General features: G+C 62.6%; 15 protein-coding genes, 1 tRNA gene and 2 pseudogenes. 15 read left to right on the forward strand and 3 right to left on the reverse strand.

Features of this window, described 5'->3' with window-relative positions; all coding sequences use genetic code 11:
• Positions 1 to 32 precede the first annotated feature (32 nt).
• The 9 genes from QMK32_RS09600 (at position 33) to QMK32_RS09640 (ending at position 8,405) form a co-directional block, all read left to right on the forward strand.
• Positions 33 to 779 (forward strand): lytic transglycosylase domain-containing protein, encoded by a 747-nt coding sequence (locus QMK32_RS09600; RefSeq protein WP_502943560.1) that lies wholly within the window; start codon positions 33 to 35, stop codon positions 777 to 779.
• Between the two features lie 121 nt (positions 780 to 900).
• The gene (gene eno / locus QMK32_RS09605) at positions 901 to 2,187 is read left to right on the forward strand and encodes a phosphopyruvate hydratase (protein ID WP_283474562.1); all 1,287 of its coding nucleotides are present in this window, start codon (positions 901 to 903) and stop codon (positions 2,185 to 2,187) included.
• Between the two features lie 29 nt (positions 2,188 to 2,216).
• Positions 2,217 to 2,897 carry an FtsB family cell division protein gene (locus QMK32_RS09610; RefSeq protein ID WP_283474563.1) on the forward strand — a complete coding sequence of 227 codons (681 nt, stop codon included), beginning with the start codon at positions 2,217 to 2,219 and terminating at the stop codon, positions 2,895 to 2,897.
• Positions 2,894 to 3,433, forward strand: a complete 540-nt coding sequence (locus QMK32_RS09615; protein WP_283474564.1) for a DUF501 domain-containing protein — start codon at positions 2,894 to 2,896, stop codon at positions 3,431 to 3,433. Before QMK32_RS09610 ends, QMK32_RS09615 begins: the two co-directional genes overlap by 4 nt.
• On the forward strand, positions 3,430 to 4,374 hold the full coding sequence (locus tag QMK32_RS09620) for a Ppx/GppA phosphatase family protein (RefSeq protein ID WP_283474565.1): 945 nt from the start codon (positions 3,430 to 3,432) through the stop codon (positions 4,372 to 4,374). The genes QMK32_RS09615 and QMK32_RS09620 overlap by 4 nt, the downstream gene beginning before the upstream one ends.
• 189 nt (positions 4,375 to 4,563) lie before the next feature.
• Positions 4,564 to 4,637: transfer RNA gene (locus tag QMK32_RS09625), tRNA-Leu, on the forward strand.
• 478 nt (positions 4,638 to 5,115) lie between these two features.
• Entirely contained in the window at positions 5,116 to 5,577 is a 462-nt protein-coding gene (locus QMK32_RS09630; RefSeq protein ID WP_283474566.1) for a site-specific integrase, read from the forward strand.
• Positions 5,578 to 5,646: 69 nt separating this feature from the next.
• Complete coding sequence (locus QMK32_RS09635) at positions 5,647 to 7,254, forward strand: AMP-binding protein (protein WP_283474567.1); 1,608 nt, start codon at positions 5,647 to 5,649, stop codon at positions 7,252 to 7,254.
• A gap of 299 nt (positions 7,255 to 7,553) precedes the next feature.
• The gene (locus tag QMK32_RS09640) at positions 7,554 to 8,405 is read left to right on the forward strand and encodes a glycoside hydrolase family protein (protein WP_283474740.1); all 852 of its coding nucleotides are present in this window, start codon (positions 7,554 to 7,556) and stop codon (positions 8,403 to 8,405) included.
• 43 nt (positions 8,406 to 8,448) lie between these two features.
• Here QMK32_RS09640 and QMK32_RS09645 read toward each other — a convergent pair.
• A pseudogene (locus QMK32_RS09645) lies at positions 8,449 to 9,149 on the reverse strand (alpha/beta fold hydrolase).
• Between the two features lie 136 nt (positions 9,150 to 9,285).
• Here QMK32_RS09645 and QMK32_RS09650 point away from each other — a divergent pair.
• Positions 9,286 to 9,723 carry a VOC family protein gene (locus QMK32_RS09650; protein WP_283474568.1) on the forward strand — a complete coding sequence of 146 codons (438 nt, stop codon included), beginning with the start codon at positions 9,286 to 9,288 and terminating at the stop codon, positions 9,721 to 9,723.
• 86 nt (positions 9,724 to 9,809) lie between these two features.
• Here the strand turns inward: QMK32_RS09650 and QMK32_RS09655 are convergent, their stop codons facing one another.
• Positions 9,810 to 10,190, reverse strand: a complete 381-nt coding sequence (locus tag QMK32_RS09655; RefSeq protein WP_283474569.1) for a hypothetical protein — start codon at positions 10,188 to 10,190, stop codon at positions 9,810 to 9,812.
• Positions 10,191 to 10,323: 133 nt separating this feature from the next.
• On the opposite strand from QMK32_RS09655, the gene QMK32_RS09660 reads away from it, so the two are divergent.
• Positions 10,324 to 11,151 (forward strand): helix-turn-helix domain-containing protein, encoded by an 828-nt coding sequence (locus QMK32_RS09660; protein ID WP_283474570.1) that lies wholly within the window; start codon positions 10,324 to 10,326, stop codon positions 11,149 to 11,151.
• On the opposite strand, the gene QMK32_RS09665 is transcribed toward QMK32_RS09660, so the two are convergent.
• Positions 11,104 to 11,706, reverse strand: coding sequence for a TetR/AcrR family transcriptional regulator (locus tag QMK32_RS09665; RefSeq protein ID WP_283474571.1), 603 nt, complete (start codon positions 11,704 to 11,706; stop codon positions 11,104 to 11,106). The two genes, QMK32_RS09660 and QMK32_RS09665, sit on opposite strands and share 48 nt — an antisense overlap.
• Before the next feature lie 200 nt (positions 11,707 to 11,906).
• On the opposite strand from QMK32_RS09665, the gene QMK32_RS09670 reads away from it, so the two are divergent.
• The 4 genes and pseudogenes from QMK32_RS09670 to QMK32_RS09685 all read left to right on the forward strand — a co-directional run.
• Complete coding sequence (locus QMK32_RS09670) at positions 11,907 to 12,848, forward strand: metal-dependent hydrolase (RefSeq protein ID WP_283474573.1); 942 nt, start codon at positions 11,907 to 11,909, stop codon at positions 12,846 to 12,848.
• Positions 12,848 to 14,011 (forward strand): hypothetical protein, encoded by a 1,164-nt coding sequence (locus QMK32_RS09675; protein ID WP_283474575.1) that lies wholly within the window; start codon positions 12,848 to 12,850, stop codon positions 14,009 to 14,011. The genes QMK32_RS09670 and QMK32_RS09675 overlap by 1 nt, the downstream gene beginning before the upstream one ends.
• 139 nt (positions 14,012 to 14,150) lie before the next feature.
• Positions 14,151 to 14,561: a (R)-mandelonitrile lyase gene (locus QMK32_RS09680; RefSeq protein WP_283474577.1), complete on the forward strand. Its 411-nt coding sequence runs from the start codon at positions 14,151 to 14,153 to the stop codon at positions 14,559 to 14,561.
• Between the two features lie 29 nt (positions 14,562 to 14,590).
• Positions 14,591 to 14,725, forward strand: a pseudogene (locus tag QMK32_RS09685) (citrate/2-methylcitrate synthase); the annotation flags it as partial.
• Positions 14,726 to 14,731: the final 6 nt, after the last annotated feature.

Genomic DNA, 14,731 nt, shown 5'->3' on the forward strand with positions numbered 1-14,731 from the left:
GCTTTAGGTTTCTATTACCTTCGATGTGCAGGATGGGTGGTGTGAACCATCGACCCCGCCGAGCCGCGATTACGCTGTGCACAGCCTTTGCAGTGGCGATCATGGCCAGCGCATGCGGTTCCTCCGAACCTCCGCGAGTCATTCCCGAGGGCATACCTCCCGGCCCAGGTGCTCCGGTTCCGGACATCGACTTCAACGCTCCCGGGCGCACCGCAGATCTATTGCTCGCGTGGGCTACCCCGCAGTCGGATGCGCTGAGTATCTCCGGACCGGCGCTCGCGGCCTATGCGCACGCTGCCGCGGTCATGTCCGCTACCGCCCCCGACTGCGGGATCGCCTGGACCACTCTCGCCGGCATCGGATTCATCGAGAGCCGACATGGGACCTACCAAGGCTCTGCCGTCGCGCAGGATGGCACCGTTGCACCGACCATTCGCGGAATCCCGCTCGACGGCGCTCCCGGTGTCGCCGAAATTCCGGATACCGACGGCGGTGCCCTCGACGGCGACGACATCCACGACCGCGCCATGGGACCGATGCAGTTCATTCCTGAGACATGGAAGAAGTGGGGTGTCGACGCCAACGGCGACGGTGTCCCGAATCCGGACAACCTGGACGACGCGTCCCTTACCGCCGCCCGGTACCTGTGCGCGCGTGGTGGGGACTTGCGTACCGCGGAAGGGTGGGAGCGGGCACTGATGGCGTACAACCAGTCGGGTGTCTATCTCCGTGATGTCCGCGATGCTGCCGCGGCCTACTCGGTGGGAGCCGGCGCCTAGCTCCATGTCGTATGCGGGTAGGTGAGTGAAGCGGCTAGTCTGACACACGGCACAGTCCGCAACTCGGTCGTGGCGTCGTACACAGCGGCGTTGTCGGTCCCCGTTTATAGGAGAAGCATTCGTGGCCATCATTGAGCAGGTCGGAGCTCGCGAGATCCTCGACTCCCGTGGCAACCCCACAGTCGAGGTCGAGGTCGCATTGGACGACGGAACCCTTTGCCGTGCGGCAGTTCCCTCCGGTGCATCCACCGGCGAGCACGAGGCCGTCGAGCTTCGTGACGGCGGCGAGCGGTACGGCGGCAAGGGCGTGGAGAAGGCCGTCAACGCGGTCCTCGACGAGATCGCACCGGCCGTCATCGGCCTCGACGCCATCGAGCAGCGCACCATCGATCAGGCCCTGCTGGATCTCGACGGCACCCCGGACAAGTCCCGCCTCGGCGCGAACTCGCTGCTGGGTGTTTCACTCGCTGTCGCGAAGGCTGCAGCAGAGTCTGCGGGCCTCGAGCTGTTCCGCTACCTGGGCGGACCGAACGCGTACATACTTCCCGTCCCAATGATGAACATCATCAATGGCGGCGCGCATGCGGACAGTGGCGTCGACGTCCAAGAGTTCATGATCGCTCCGATCGGCGCACCGACGTTCAAGGAATCCCTGCGTTGGGGCGCCGAGGTCTACCACGCGCTCAAGTCGGTTCTCAAGGCCAAGGGCCTGTCGACCGGACTCGGCGATGAGGGCGGATTCGCTCCTGACCTCGCCGGTACCAAAGAAGCACTCGACCTCATTCTCGAAGCCATCAAGAAGACCGGACTCGAGCCTGGACGCGATATCGGCCTGGCTCTCGACGTCGCGGCCACCGAGTTCTACACTTCGGGCACCGGCTACGCCTTCGAGCGTGACACCAAGACCGCCGAGCAACTTTCGGCGTTCTACGGCGAACTCGTCGACGCTTACCCGCTCGTGTCCATCGAGGATCCGCTGGACGAGAACGACTGGGACGGCTGGGTTGCACTCACCGAGTCCATCGGCGACAAAGTTCAGCTCGTCGGCGACGATCTCTTCGTCACCAACCCCGAGCGTCTGGAAGACGGCATCGTTCGCGGCGCCGCCAACGCACTGTTGGTCAAGGTCAACCAGATCGGCACCCTCACCGAGACCCTCGACGCAGTCGAGCTGGCGCATCGCAACGGTTACAAGACCATGATGAGCCATCGCAGCGGCGAAACCGAGGACACCACCATCGCTGACCTGGCAGTTGCCGTCGGTAGTGGTCAGATCAAGACAGGTGCACCCGCTCGAAGCGAGCGAGTCGCCAAGTACAACCAGTTGCTGAGAATCGAAGAAGCTCTCGGTGACGCGGCGCGTTACGCAGGCGAGCTGGCCTTCCCCCGGTTCAATTACGAGGGATAGTTTTCTTACGCAAGCGTTGAAGGTGGGTCATGGCGGCAGGACGAGGTAGACCGGGGACAAGTCCAGGTGGGCGTGATCCTCGGCCTCGCGGCCGCTCGGCTTCGCCTCGTGGCAGGCAGACCGAAGCTGCGCGTGGAGACGCGCGCAGCACCGGTCAGCTGCCGCCCGAGCCGTCCGATCAGGCACGCGATGCCGTCGTGGCGGGCCGAGCTGCGCCACGACGCGTCGGCGTCCAGGCGTCGACGCGTCCGGAGCGGAGTTTCTTCGGGCTGTCCACCGGTCGCGCTGTGATCTTGGCGGTCGTGGTGTGTGCGTTGGCGTTGACGCTCGCGATGCCGCTGCGGACGTACTTTTCGCAGCGGGCCGAGCTCGCCTCGGTCCTCGCGGAGCGTCATGGCCTCGAAGACGACGTACAGAATCTCGAACGCGAAAAGTCGCAACTGAACGAACCAGCACGCATCGACGCCGAGGCACGCAGTCGGCTGCGGTGGGTGATGCCGGGGGAGACGCCCTATCAGGTGCAGCTTCCAGGTGACATGGCAAAGTCCGACGCCGAAGCGAAATCGATCCAACAGTCCGAGGGCCCGTGGTATCGGGATCTTTGGGAATCAGCAGTGCAGCCGCAGCAGAGCGACGAACCGGAGCAGCAACCACTGCCCGCACTCGCTCCTGCGCCTGCACCGGTATCAGAAGGAGGACCTGTCGGGTGACCGGTGCAGGAAAATCGGCAGTCTCGCCGGAGGATCTCGAGGCGGTTGCGACCCAACTGGGGCGTGAGCCTCGCGGGGTCCTCGAGATCGCCTACCGATCCCCGGACGGCAGGCCCGGTGTGGTGAAAACTGCACCCAAACTCCCCGACGGCACGCCCTTCCCGACCCTGTACTATCTGACCGATCCGCGGCTCACCGCAGAGGCGAGCAGGCAAGAATCTGCAGGTGTCATGCGTGAGATGACCGAAAGGCTGGGGACCGATACGGAGTTGGCAGCCGGATATCGGCGAGCCCACGAGTCCTACTTGGCCGAACGCAACGAGATCGAATCGTTGGGAACGGACTTCACTGGCGGAGGAATGCCTGACCGAGTGAAATGCCTGCACGTCCTCATCGCGCATTCGCTCGCCAAGGGCCCAGGTCTCAACCCACTCGGCGACGAGGCAGTTGCCCTCGCCGCCGAAAACCATATGCGCGGCAAAGCCATTCCAGCGGACTGGCCGACCATCGCAGAACTTCGCGGGGAGTCACAATGACCAGAGTTGCCGCCATCGATTGCGGAACCAATTCGATTCGGCTGCTCGTCGCCGACGTCAAGGACGGTGTCCTCACCGACGTCGCCCGTGAAATGCGCATCGTGAGGCTCGGCCAAGGCGTCGACGCGACCGGGGCGTTTGCGCCCGAGGCTATTGAGCGAACCCGAGATGCCTTGCAGGAGTACGCCGGAATCATCCGCGAGAGCGGTGCTTCAGCGCTACGCATGGTGGCCACCTCTGCCACACGCGACGCGTCGAACCGCGAGGACTTCTTCGCGATGACGCGCGAAATCCTCGACCCGATCGTCGCAGGCTCGGTCGCCGAGGTCATCACCGGTGACGAGGAAGCCAGACTTTCCTTTGCCGGAGCCGTCGATGAACTCAGTGCTGCTGGTGCACCTTTCCTGGTCGTCGACCTCGGAGGCGGCTCCACCGAGCTGGTGCTCGGAGACAACAAAGGCGTCAAAGCTGCGTTCTCCGCGAACATCGGCTGTGTCCGGCTGACCGAGCGGTTCCTGCACAGCGATCCGCCCACCGCAGACGAGATCGCCAGTGCCCGTGAATACGTGCGCGCAAAGCTGGAAGAAGCCTTCGAAGAAGTATCGATCGGAAACGCGACGAGCTGGGTCGGCGTCGCAGGCACCATGACCACCATTGCCGCCATCGCCTCCGGACTCACGGAATACGACGCCGAAAAGGTGCACCTCACCCGTGTGCCGTTCGCAGACCTGTTCGAGGTGTGCGACCGGCTGGTCAACATGACGCGTGCAGAACGAAGCGAGTTGGGCCCCATGCATCCAGGGCGGGTCGATGTCATCGGCGGCGGGTCCATCGTCTGCAGCGTCTTGGCCGAGGAATTCGAGCGACGCGGCGCCGTCAGCACGCTGATCGTCAGTGAACACGACATTCTCGACGGGATTGCCCTCTCGATAAAGGCCTAGACAAGCAGTCCTGTTCGGCAGTCGACGCGTGACGCGAAGATCCTTTCGTGTTGCTGTTCGATCGGATGACCTTGCAGTAGTTCATCTTTCCGCTTCCGTTGTGGACAGAGTTCGCAATTGTGGCGCCGGTGATTTCAAGGTGGGTACAGCCTTATAAGATGATCGACGCGGACCTGCACGTCCGCGGTGGCCCCTATAGCCCAATTGGCAGAGGCAACGGACTTAAAATCCGTACAGTGTCGGTTCGAGTCCGACTGGGGGCACGTAAGTCCATATGGATCCAGAATCATGGACCGGGGCAGAGGTTTCGGGTGGTAACGCGGACGTCAGTGGCCTCCCGCGGATCTGAGTAGACAACTGAGGCAGCGGATTTCAGATCCACCACACCGGTCTATCGCCATTCTTGCCAAAGTTCTACTTTGCCAGCTCAGAGCCACTTTTGATCGAGTCGAACGACCTAATGTGCGGTCACGTCGCACCTACTCCGCCGGATGGCGACGCTTCACCGACTGGTGCGAACCGGAGGGGCATACGGCATTGCCTGCGCACCAGGTCACCATCGCGGCGTTGCTGGTCGACGCCGCCGACCCCCACCCCGAGTCGGGGGGAGCGGGTCTCTGCCGTCTCCACCCTCGGCACTTGGATCGCGGCGATCAACCACGAACACCGCACCACCGAACATCCTGTCTCCGTCCCTGTCTGCGCACGAACTTGTCACCGCGGCGCTGTCCGGAGTACGACGTGAGTATGTCGCCGCCGGGGGACGGGCCCGCGCACCGCGAGACCCGTTGCTGGTCGACAACATCAAACTCCTCGTTCGAACCGCCCGAGCATGGTGACAGGGCTGGGGCGACGACGTCCTCGAACGCCGCGACTCCTGCGATCCTGCTGTTCGGGTTCGCCGGCGCCTACCGCCGCAGCGAACTCTCTGACCTCGTGTGCGGGGAAGTCGCCGTCCAGCGGCTGGACGGATTGCACATCCGCCTAAGGAAATCGGAGACGTACCACGAGGGCAGGGGAGCAGTGAAAGCCCTGTTCTACACCGACTCCCGCGAGACCTGCCCACCCCGCGCCGACGTCCGCTGGGCCCAGGTCGTCGCCGCCTACGACGCCGGGGACGACCGTCTGCCATCCGACTACGCCGGAAATGCGAGCAGTTCGGCAGGCATGGGTGCTGCGGGGTTATTGGATTGCTCCGGATAACCTAGAACGTGTTCTAAACTCAGGTCACCCGCCTCGAGATCGCGGCGCAGTCACTTGGAAGGAATGACGATGCAGTTCAACCTTGCGGACGTTTTCGAGACAGTCGCCGATGCCGTACCTGATCGCGTTGCATTGACCTACGAGGGCGAGAACCTCAGCTACGCCCAGTTGGACGCGGAGGCGAACAGGACCGCTCAGCTGCTCACGCAGGCCGGCATCTCCCGAGGCCACCATGTCGCACTGTTCCTCAAGAACAGCGTCGAGCACGTGACTTCCATCCTGGGATTGCTCAAGATTCGCGCGGTCCCGATCAACGTCAACTACCGGTACACGCCCGCCGAACTCGAGTACATCTTCATCAACTCCGATTCGGCCGCGGTGGTCGTCGAAATCCCCGAGCACCAGCGCGTCCTTGCTTCCCTATTGGAGGCGTGCCCGATGATCCGGACGGTGATCGTGATTGGCGAGATCGCCGCCGAACTGTTGTCCGCCGCGAATGAGCACGCAGTTTCCGTGGTTTCACTCGCCGACGCTCGTGAATTGTCGCCCATAGCCGAGTTCGATTCCCGTACGGGCGACGACCTGTACCTGCTCTATACGGGCGGGACCACTGGATACCCGAAGGGCGTCATGTGGCGGCAAGATGACTTTTTCCGCAAGCCTCTTTCCGGCGGAAACCCATACGGCGAGGGGGCCCGGCAAGACCTCGCCGAGATCGCCAGTGCTGCAAGGGAATTTCCCGAACTCTCGTTCCTCATCGCCGCGCCCCTGATGCACGGAGCGGCGTTGTACTCGTTGTTCACCTTTTTCACCCTCGGCGCTCGCGTGGTCCTCAGGCGCGACTTCGATCCGCGGAAGGTCGTCGAATCGATCGAGAAGGATTCGGTGCAGGTGATCCTGATCGTCGGCGATGCTATGGGGTTGCCGTTGGTCGATGAGATGGAACGCCGAAAGGGCGAGGTCGATCTCAGCTCTCTGTTCTCGATCACCTCGGGCGGCGCGATCTGGTCCACCAGCGTTCGGGACCGCATGTTGGCGGTCAAACCGGACCTGCTGTTGCGGGACAACTTCGGCGCCTCGGAGTCTGGGAACGACGGCGCCTTCACCATCGACGAGGTCGGCACTCTGCGAATGCCACCCTCGCCGAGCATGACACTCGTCGACGAGTCTCTGAACGAGATTCCTCCCGGCTCCGAGGAAGTGGGCTATATCGCCCGGATCGGCAACGTCCCTCTCGGCTACTACAAGGACGAGGAGAAGACCGCCCGGACGTTCCCGACACGCAGTGATGGCACGCGCCTGTCGGTGCTCGGCGACATGGGGAAGGTCGAAGCGGACGGCACGATAGTCTTCCTCGGACGCGGCTCTCAATGCATAAACACCGGCGGCGAAAAGGTTTTCGCCGAGGAGGTCGAGGCCGCCCTCCACGCGCACCCGTCGATCGCCGACGCACTCGTCGTCGCAACACCCGACCAGCGCATGGGCCAACAGGTTGCCGCGGTGATCGCAACCTATCCCGAGTCACCTGAACTAACCCTCGACGACGTTCAGGAGCACTGCCGCAAGACGCTGGCCGGCTACAAGATCCCGCGTTCGGTGGTGCTGGTCGAGGAGGTCAAGCGAACCCCAGCCGGCAAAGCGGACTACCGCTGGGCGAAGACAGTGGCGAGCTCCTAACACCCAGCCGGAGCAGCGGTTGCACGAGCAGAACGCATAGCGCGCAACCGCTGTTCCGTGTCCCGGGCAGGCGAAACCGGCGGCCGGTCGGTCAACTTATGGCAGGCGCCCGTCCGTAACGATCTTGATCGGAGTCGGCCAAAACGGCGCGAAGTGCGGCAGCTGCCGTTGATACTGCACCCGTGACTTCGACCAAACGAACCTGTTTGTCCGCGATCTCTGCAACGCTACTTGTTTTCGCAGCCACGTTGGTTGCAGGCTCGGGAAGCAGTGCTGCACAGCCGGCTTCGCGCTACACGATGGTGGCGTTCAGCAACGCCAGCGACCGCAATATGGATGTCTACGAGTCGGGCGACGCTACGTCGTTCCAACTCGTCCAACATTCGGCGTATCGGCCGCCTTCAGGGCTTGTGCGTGACCCGAGCATCTTCAAGAACACAGACGGGCTGTATTACGTCACCTACACGACGGCCGAAGGGGCGAATATCGGCTTCGCGCGCAGCCCTGACCGCATCAACTGGACGTCGATGGGAACGTATCCGGTTCCGTTTTGTTGCGCCTTCATGCCCGGTACGGGAGACGGTGTCGGTTTCGTGAATCTACCGGGCACAGGATCGGCAGGGTCTTCGGACGGACCATCGCTGTCACCGTTCGTCACCAAAGCGTGGGCGCCCGAATGGTTCGTGGACGGCGACCGCGTCAACGTCATCCTCTCGCTGTCGACCGGCGGAGGGTTCGTGCCGTACATGATGACTGCGCTCGATCCATCGCTCGAGATGTGGAGCATGCCTGTGCCGCTCGCCGGGATCGGCGCGGACCACATCGACACCACGGTGGTCAAGGTGGATTCGACCTATCATGCGTTCACCAAGAACGAGACGAAGAAGGTAGTCGAGCATGCGGTCGCGTCGTCGGCGGCGGGACCCTATTACTTCGTCCCGTCCGGAGACTGGGGCACGATGCTGGAGGGGCCGGCCCTGGCGCAGTTGCCGAACGGCGCCTGGCGGATATATCTCGATGCATACACCGAAGGCAAGTATCTCTATTCCGACAGCACGGATGGTTTACAAACATGGTCGGCCACACAAGAGCTTCCAGGCCTTTCGGGGACGGTGCGCCATCTGGGCGTGATGAGTGAGCCAGCACAGTAGACATCGACCGACTCGAGCGTGAGTAGTCCGGTCGAGGCGTGCCTTACAGCGTGAGCATCGCCGCCGCAACGTCACCGACAGCGGCATCGGGGATCGCGGTCGCGGCGTGTTCGAGCACCAGCAATCGCGCGTCGGAAATCTCCCGTGCGAGAGCCTCGCCGTTGCCGATCGGGAAGAAGGGATCATACTTGCCGTGGACCACCAGCGTAGGGATCGCAATCTCGGGCAGGCGTTTCCGCCAGCGCGCCGTGCACTTCAAGTGCGCAAACACAATTCCCATCTGATTGGCCATCTGGACCGCAACGTCGGTATTCGGCGTGCGATCCCAGATACGTTCGGCAGTTGCGCGCGCGGCAGCGGGGTCGTCGCCGAGAAGCTCGGCTCCTGCGGCGGCGAACTCTCCCACGGCAGCGCGGTCGGTCCAATCAGGCATCGGGTGGCTGAAGAGTTGGTTCATGGTCGCCGCGTCATGATCGGGCAGATCGTCATCGACCGGGCCTGGGGCAACGGGTCTGGTTCCGACGAGGGTGCAGCAGGCTGGGCGGTGGTCGACGCTCCCGAATCGCGCAAGTCGTACCGGACGACATGGCGTCCGCCGCTCGCGAGTGCCGCACACGATTCTTCCGGCCAGGAGAGCATGGTCGTTCCACCGACGAGCAAGATCAGCGGCGCCGCAGGGTCGCCGAACTGCTCGACCCCCAGAGTGACGCCGTTCGTGTCAACCGTTTTCCTCATGTCCGTCATGTAGTTCCCCTTGTCGATAGCGTCGGCCATAGTGCTGCTTGTCGAAACCTGCGTGCACGAAAGGGACCCATCGGGACCTACGAATTTTTCGCTCACGAGCCCGATAACGCTGCCCCTGGTGGGTACCGTGAAACTCATGGCCATCAAACTCGAGAATGTTGGTATCGCAGTCCGTGACCTCGAAGCGACGATCGAATTCTTCACCGATCTCGGTCTGACCGTCCTCGGCCGCGACACGGTCAGTGGGGAGTGGACGGATACGGCGGTGGGTCTCGATGGCAATCACGCCAAGATTGCCATGCTCGCGACACCCGACGGCGGCGGTCGCCTCGAGCTTTTCGAGTACATCCACCCCGAAGCGATCGAGACGGAGCCCACCCTCCCGAACGAGATCGGCATGCATCGCGTCGCGTTCTCGGTCGACGATCTCGACGCGGCCCTCGAGATCGCGGCGAGGCACGGCTGCTACCCATTGCGCGGGGTCGCGAGGTATGGGGACGTCTACAAGCTCACCTATGTCCGCGGCCCCAGCGGCATCATCGTGATGCTCGCCGAGGAGCTGAACAAGAGCTGACGCACGTTCTCGATCGGTGACGGCAGGCCCTGGTGAGGCCTGCCGTCACGCAAGTCGTTATCTAGAGGTCTCCCGCGCTCTAGGTGTCAGGCAGGCACCGGCGTCCGCAATTCACGCCGGGCCGCGGCTTGGAGCGCAGTCAATGTTGCGACGGCGAGTGCCTGGGCCAGAACGAACACCACACCCCAGCCCGTAAGGCCGCCCCAGCCGCCGATGACGAAGGTGATGCTCGCGGCAACCCAGACCAGGTTGAGGACAACAACTTCCCTCACCAGGGCTGGAGTCGGATTGGCCGAGACCCAGGTAACGACGCCGGCCCATGCCAGCAGGCCGAGGCCGACCACAACGGACAGCGTCACGTCCAGTCCCAGTGGGTCTTTCAGTACCCCAGCGAGAGCGACCAGTACGACTCCGAGGCCGCCCGAAGCCACTGCGTCGAGTCGAAGGAGAGTTCGGATCTGGTTCATGTTTCACTCCTCGAGAATGTCGGGTCGACGGCCGGTCCGACGACCATGACGACAACCGTGCCTCCCGCAACGAGCAGAGTCGATTACCTACGAGGTCATGGTGATTACGTCGATCCGTTGTCAGACTGGTCCGATGACGACCACTACTGCTCCGGTAACGTTCGGCGCTCTGCTGCGGCAGTGGCGATCTCATCGACGAGTGAGTCAGCTCGAACTGTCGAGTAAGGCCGAGGTGTCGACCCGACATCTGAGCTTCGTCGAAACCGGCCGATCCCAACCCAGCCGTGAGATGGTGCTGCGGATGTGTGTGCACCTCGATGTGCCTCTGCGCGAGCGCAACCGGCTTCTGCTCGCCGCTGGATTCGCGCCGGTGTATCCCGCGAACGACTTGGCCTCACCGCAGGTGGAGCCGGCTCGTATCGCAGTGCGTGAGGTTCTCGAAGCACACTCGCCCTATCCCGCCGTGGCAGTCGACCGAACCTGGAACATCGTCGACGCGAATGCCGCGGTCGCTGTCCTCACCCAGGTCGTTTCGCCGGCCCTGCTGGCAGACCAACCGCTCAACGCGCTGCGGCTGACCCTGCACCCCGACGGCATGGCGCCGCACATCACCAATCTCGGCCAGTGGCGCGCCGCAGTACTAGCTGCGCTGCTGCGTAGTGCCCATGCCCGAGCTGACGCCGAGATGCTCGCATTGCACGACGAACTTCTCACTTACCCAGGGGGTGAATCGGATAGCGATCACGCGGTCACCGACCCAGGTGCCGTCTACGTGCCGCTGAAACTCCGTGTCGGAGATACCGATCTATCGTTTCTGGCGATCATCGCCACCTTCGGAACCGCATTGGACATCACCTTGTCCGAACTCGCCATCGAGTCGTTCTTTCCTGCAGACGCCGTCACCTCGGACTATCTACGCAGGTTCGACCGGCACGACGACGGGACCCAGCCAGCGTTGTAGGTAGCGGCGCAGGTCTTGTTCGCTCCGGGGTGGGTTTCCCGGGGAGATGAAGAACGACTGCATGGTTCGAAGTTGATGTTCGACGAGTTCGCGGAGGGCCTGCTCGTCGTAACCGTGGTGTTCCCAGTCGACGTCGAAGCGTCTGATCATGGTCATCCCGAAGGCCATGGCCTCGTCCGAGGCGATGCCTTCGGTGTGTGAGTGCGCACCCGACAGCATGATCGCCAGGTGGGGGGTTCTGGGTACGTCGCCGAGTGCGAACATTACGGCTTCGACGACGGCTTTGGCCGGATCCTCGATACCACGCACGTATTCGGTGAGGCGATCGAGGAAAGCGCCGACGGACGCTATGGCAGCGGCTCGGAAGAGCGCGTCGGCGCTGGGGAAGTACCGGTAGACAGTTTGCCGGATGACACCGAGGGACTCCGCGACGTCGGCGATGGTGACTTCACCCTCCGTGCTGCCGATGAGTTCGACGGCAGTATCGACGATCCGCCGCGCGGCGTCGTCGTCGCTCTCAGGTGGTGCCCCACCCCACCCGCGCCTGCGTGCCACTTTTGGTGTGTCCTCGTTTCGCCCGTCGGGTCGTCAGCGTTCGTTGCCGGAATCCCGAGAGTATCGCGAATGAATGCGCCTCTGTGGCACCTCGCTACTCGTGCCCTGTGCGAATTCAGTGGATTGCCCAAAGTGAACATACGTAGCGACACGGTGTTGTATGTTCGTCGCAATACGTCAGCAACAGAGAGGTGTCGTACATGACCGACCTTCATCCCCGGAAGATGGATTTCGGATTCGAGGACGCGGACGTCCCATTTGTGTGGAACCCGGAGAACCCTGCGTGGTCGAGCATGTCGAACGCGGTGTCGTTCCTGGCAATCGGTTTCGAAAAGATGATCGTGAAAGCAATCCTCCAGTCCAAACCGTTGATGACCGACCCTGTGGTCGCGGAAGAGGCCATGGCGTTCATGCGTCAGGAAGGTCATCACTCGACCGCTCATCGACAGCACGTGAAGGCCCTGATCAGGCGGTATCCCGGACTGCAGAACACGCTCGATGCAGTACTCGGTGAGTACGACGTACTCACCGAGGCGACCTCGTTGAACTATCGACTCGCCTACACCGCGGACCTCGAGGCGACGTTCACCCCGGTGTTCAAGCTGATGCTCGACAACGAAGCCACCTTGTTCGCGCCGGGCGATGACCGTGTTGCATCACTGTTCCTGTGGCACTTCGTAGAGGAAGTCGAGCACCGCAGTTCTGCGCTCATCATCTTCGATGCCCTCGTGGGCAATGAGGGCTATCGCGTGCGGATGGCGCCGTCGATTTTCGCCCACGTGATGAAGGTGATTCGGATTGCCTGCGCGGGGTTCAACCAGCATGTTCCGCTCAAAGATCGGCAGGTCGACTCGTTGTCGATGTTCGCCTCCCACCGCGCGAAGCAGAAAGTGCTCACCCTCTTCGTTCCCTACCTGAGCAAGGGGACGATGCCGCGAGCTTTCGACGGCCTGCCCCTCAAAGAACAGTTCACTGCCCTCGCCGGGGCCGCCCGGAGTCAAATGCCCCGGCACAAGCCTGAACACGAGAAGCTCCCGGCGCTCGCAGACGAGTGGTTCAAACGCTACGACGAGGGTTACGACTGCACACGCTGGTACAGCGCAGCGTCGTCCGATCAGTCGGTCGGATCGGGGGCCAACTGATGGCAGGTTCGTGTTCACCTACCTTCGATCAGCTCTCCACGGCGTTGGGATTCTCCTGCGGGGAAGCCGGTGGACTGTTCGAGCTTCGCAGTCCGTTCGGGTTGGAGAACTGGACTCTGCCGGTGCTCGAGGTGATGATCGTGCTCGGGTCGGTGCTCGCGCTCGTCTACGCGATCGTGCGACTACGTCGTCACGGTGACCCCACCAATCTGGTCGTGTGGTTCGGCGCGACGGCCTTCCTGTTCATCATCGAACCGCCGCTGTATTTTCCGGCAGCGTTCGGGATCGAGGAACATGTCGACACGATGTTCGCGCACAACCTCTTCACCGTCGAATTCTTGTGGGGACGACTTCCGCTCTACATCGTCGCCATTTATCCGCTGATGGCGACGCTCGCTTTCGAAATCGTCCGGATGCTCGGGGTGTTCCGAAAATATGGCGTGATCCTCGGTGCTGTGTGTGTCGGATTCGTCCACCACGCGTTCTACGAGATCTTCGATCACCTCGGCCCCCAGTTGCGGTGGTGGGAATGGTCGACCGACAACCCGATCAACCAGCCCATGTTCGATGCCGTCCCGATACCGAGTGTCGTGGTGTTCGCCGCGCTGTGGCCGATGTCGCTGGCGCTGTGCGCGCAGTTCTTCGTCGGCCGTCACGTCGATCAGGGTCGACGCTTCACCGGTCTCGAATTGGTTTGGCGCACCGTGGTAATCGGATTGCTGGCATCGGTCGGCACGTTCGTCCTGCCACTTCCGGCGACGGTCTTCGGGATGGGTAGCGATACCGTTCGGGGCATTCTCTACGCGGCCGAGCTTGTAATTCTGGCGCTCGTGGCGATCCCCATCCTCATCCGCCAGTGGCGTGCATTACGGGTTGGGCAACCTCGGGAGCCGGCGTATTCGAACGGCTTCGTCCGTATCTACAGTCTCGTGTACCTGGGCGTGATGGCAGCACTGTGGGCGAGCGCGCTGCCGGACTACTTCGCCGCCGTCGACGGTGTCACTGCCAACGGCGATCCGATCGGCAACCTCTGGTACACGCTCGGATGCTTTGTCGTCGCAATAGCATGTGTTGCAGCAGTATTCACCATCCCAAGGACAAGCCCAGATGTCCCAAGCGCTGAATTGAACTCCGCAACTCAGCCGCATATCGACGCGAAGTAGGCCGTGCCCTGCGAAACCATCTATCACGAAGGACTCCCGCGGGCTTTCGATATGCGATTACATGGTGGGTGTACCCGATCGACGTGCCGTTCCCGGCGTCGGTCTCGATGTACTCACAGTTCACGGACGGAGATTCTCGATGAAAATCGTTCGCAGTTCGATCAAGACGGTCAAGGGCCCACAGGAATGGTTCACCGGTGATATCTATATGGATGCGGTCGCGGCTGCTCCACCGCCGTCGCGGGTATCGGCCAATATGGTGCACTTCATGCCGGGCGCGCGTACTCATTGGCATCGGCACTCGCTCGGTCAGACCGTGTTCGTCACCGAGGGTGTCGGACTGTGCCAACGCCGCGGCGGCCCGGTAGAGGTGATCAGGCCAGGCGATCGGGTGCTGTTCGAGGCAGATGAGGAGCATTGGCACGGTGCGTCGCCGGATCGTCTGATGGTGCATCTGGCAATCAACGAGGGTGACGACATCCACGATGCAGTTCAGTGGCCGACCCCGGTCTCCGACGACGAATACCCAGCGGCCGGTAGTGCCGAGTGATCTCGGATCGGCAGGCGAAGGGGAGACTTGTGTTCACACCGATTTTCGTGATGAGCCGCATCACGGGGTGGACTGCGCACATCATCGAACAAGGTGCGTCCAACGCACTGATCCGTCCGCTCAGCGAATACTCGGGAGTGCCGCAGCGCGCCGTCGTTGCCTGACCGTCG

The organism is Rhodococcus sp. H29-C3, from assembly GCF_030063405.1.
Taxonomy (GTDB): domain Bacteria; phylum Actinomycetota; class Actinomycetes; order Mycobacteriales; family Mycobacteriaceae; genus Rhodococcoides.

Coding starts and splice junctions, on each gene's coding strand:
- QMK32_RS09600 (WP_502943560.1), top strand. CDS start 33: ATGGGTGGTGTGAACCATCGACCCCGCCGAGCCGCGATTACGCTGTGC.
- QMK32_RS09650 (WP_283474568.1), top strand. CDS start 9,286: ATGGCCATCAAACTCGAGAATGTTGGTATCGCAGTCCGTGACCTCGAA.
- QMK32_RS09610 (WP_283474563.1), top strand. CDS start 2,217: ATGGCGGCAGGACGAGGTAGACCGGGGACAAGTCCAGGTGGGCGTGAT.
- QMK32_RS09620 (WP_283474565.1), top strand. CDS start 3,430: ATGACCAGAGTTGCCGCCATCGATTGCGGAACCAATTCGATTCGGCTG.
- QMK32_RS09680 (WP_283474577.1), top strand. CDS start 14,151: ATGAAAATCGTTCGCAGTTCGATCAAGACGGTCAAGGGCCCACAGGAA.
- QMK32_RS09635 (WP_283474567.1), top strand. CDS start 5,647: ATGCAGTTCAACCTTGCGGACGTTTTCGAGACAGTCGCCGATGCCGTA.
- QMK32_RS09640 (WP_283474740.1), top strand. CDS start 7,554: ATGGTGGCGTTCAGCAACGCCAGCGACCGCAATATGGATGTCTACGAG.
- QMK32_RS09670 (WP_283474573.1), top strand. CDS start 11,907: ATGACCGACCTTCATCCCCGGAAGATGGATTTCGGATTCGAGGACGCG.
- QMK32_RS09660 (WP_283474570.1), top strand. CDS start 10,324: ATGACGACCACTACTGCTCCGGTAACGTTCGGCGCTCTGCTGCGGCAG.
- QMK32_RS09675 (WP_283474575.1), top strand. CDS start 12,848: ATGGCAGGTTCGTGTTCACCTACCTTCGATCAGCTCTCCACGGCGTTG.
- QMK32_RS09655 (WP_283474569.1), bottom strand. CDS start 10,190: ATGAACCAGATCCGAACTCTCCTTCGACTCGACGCAGTGGCTTCGGGC.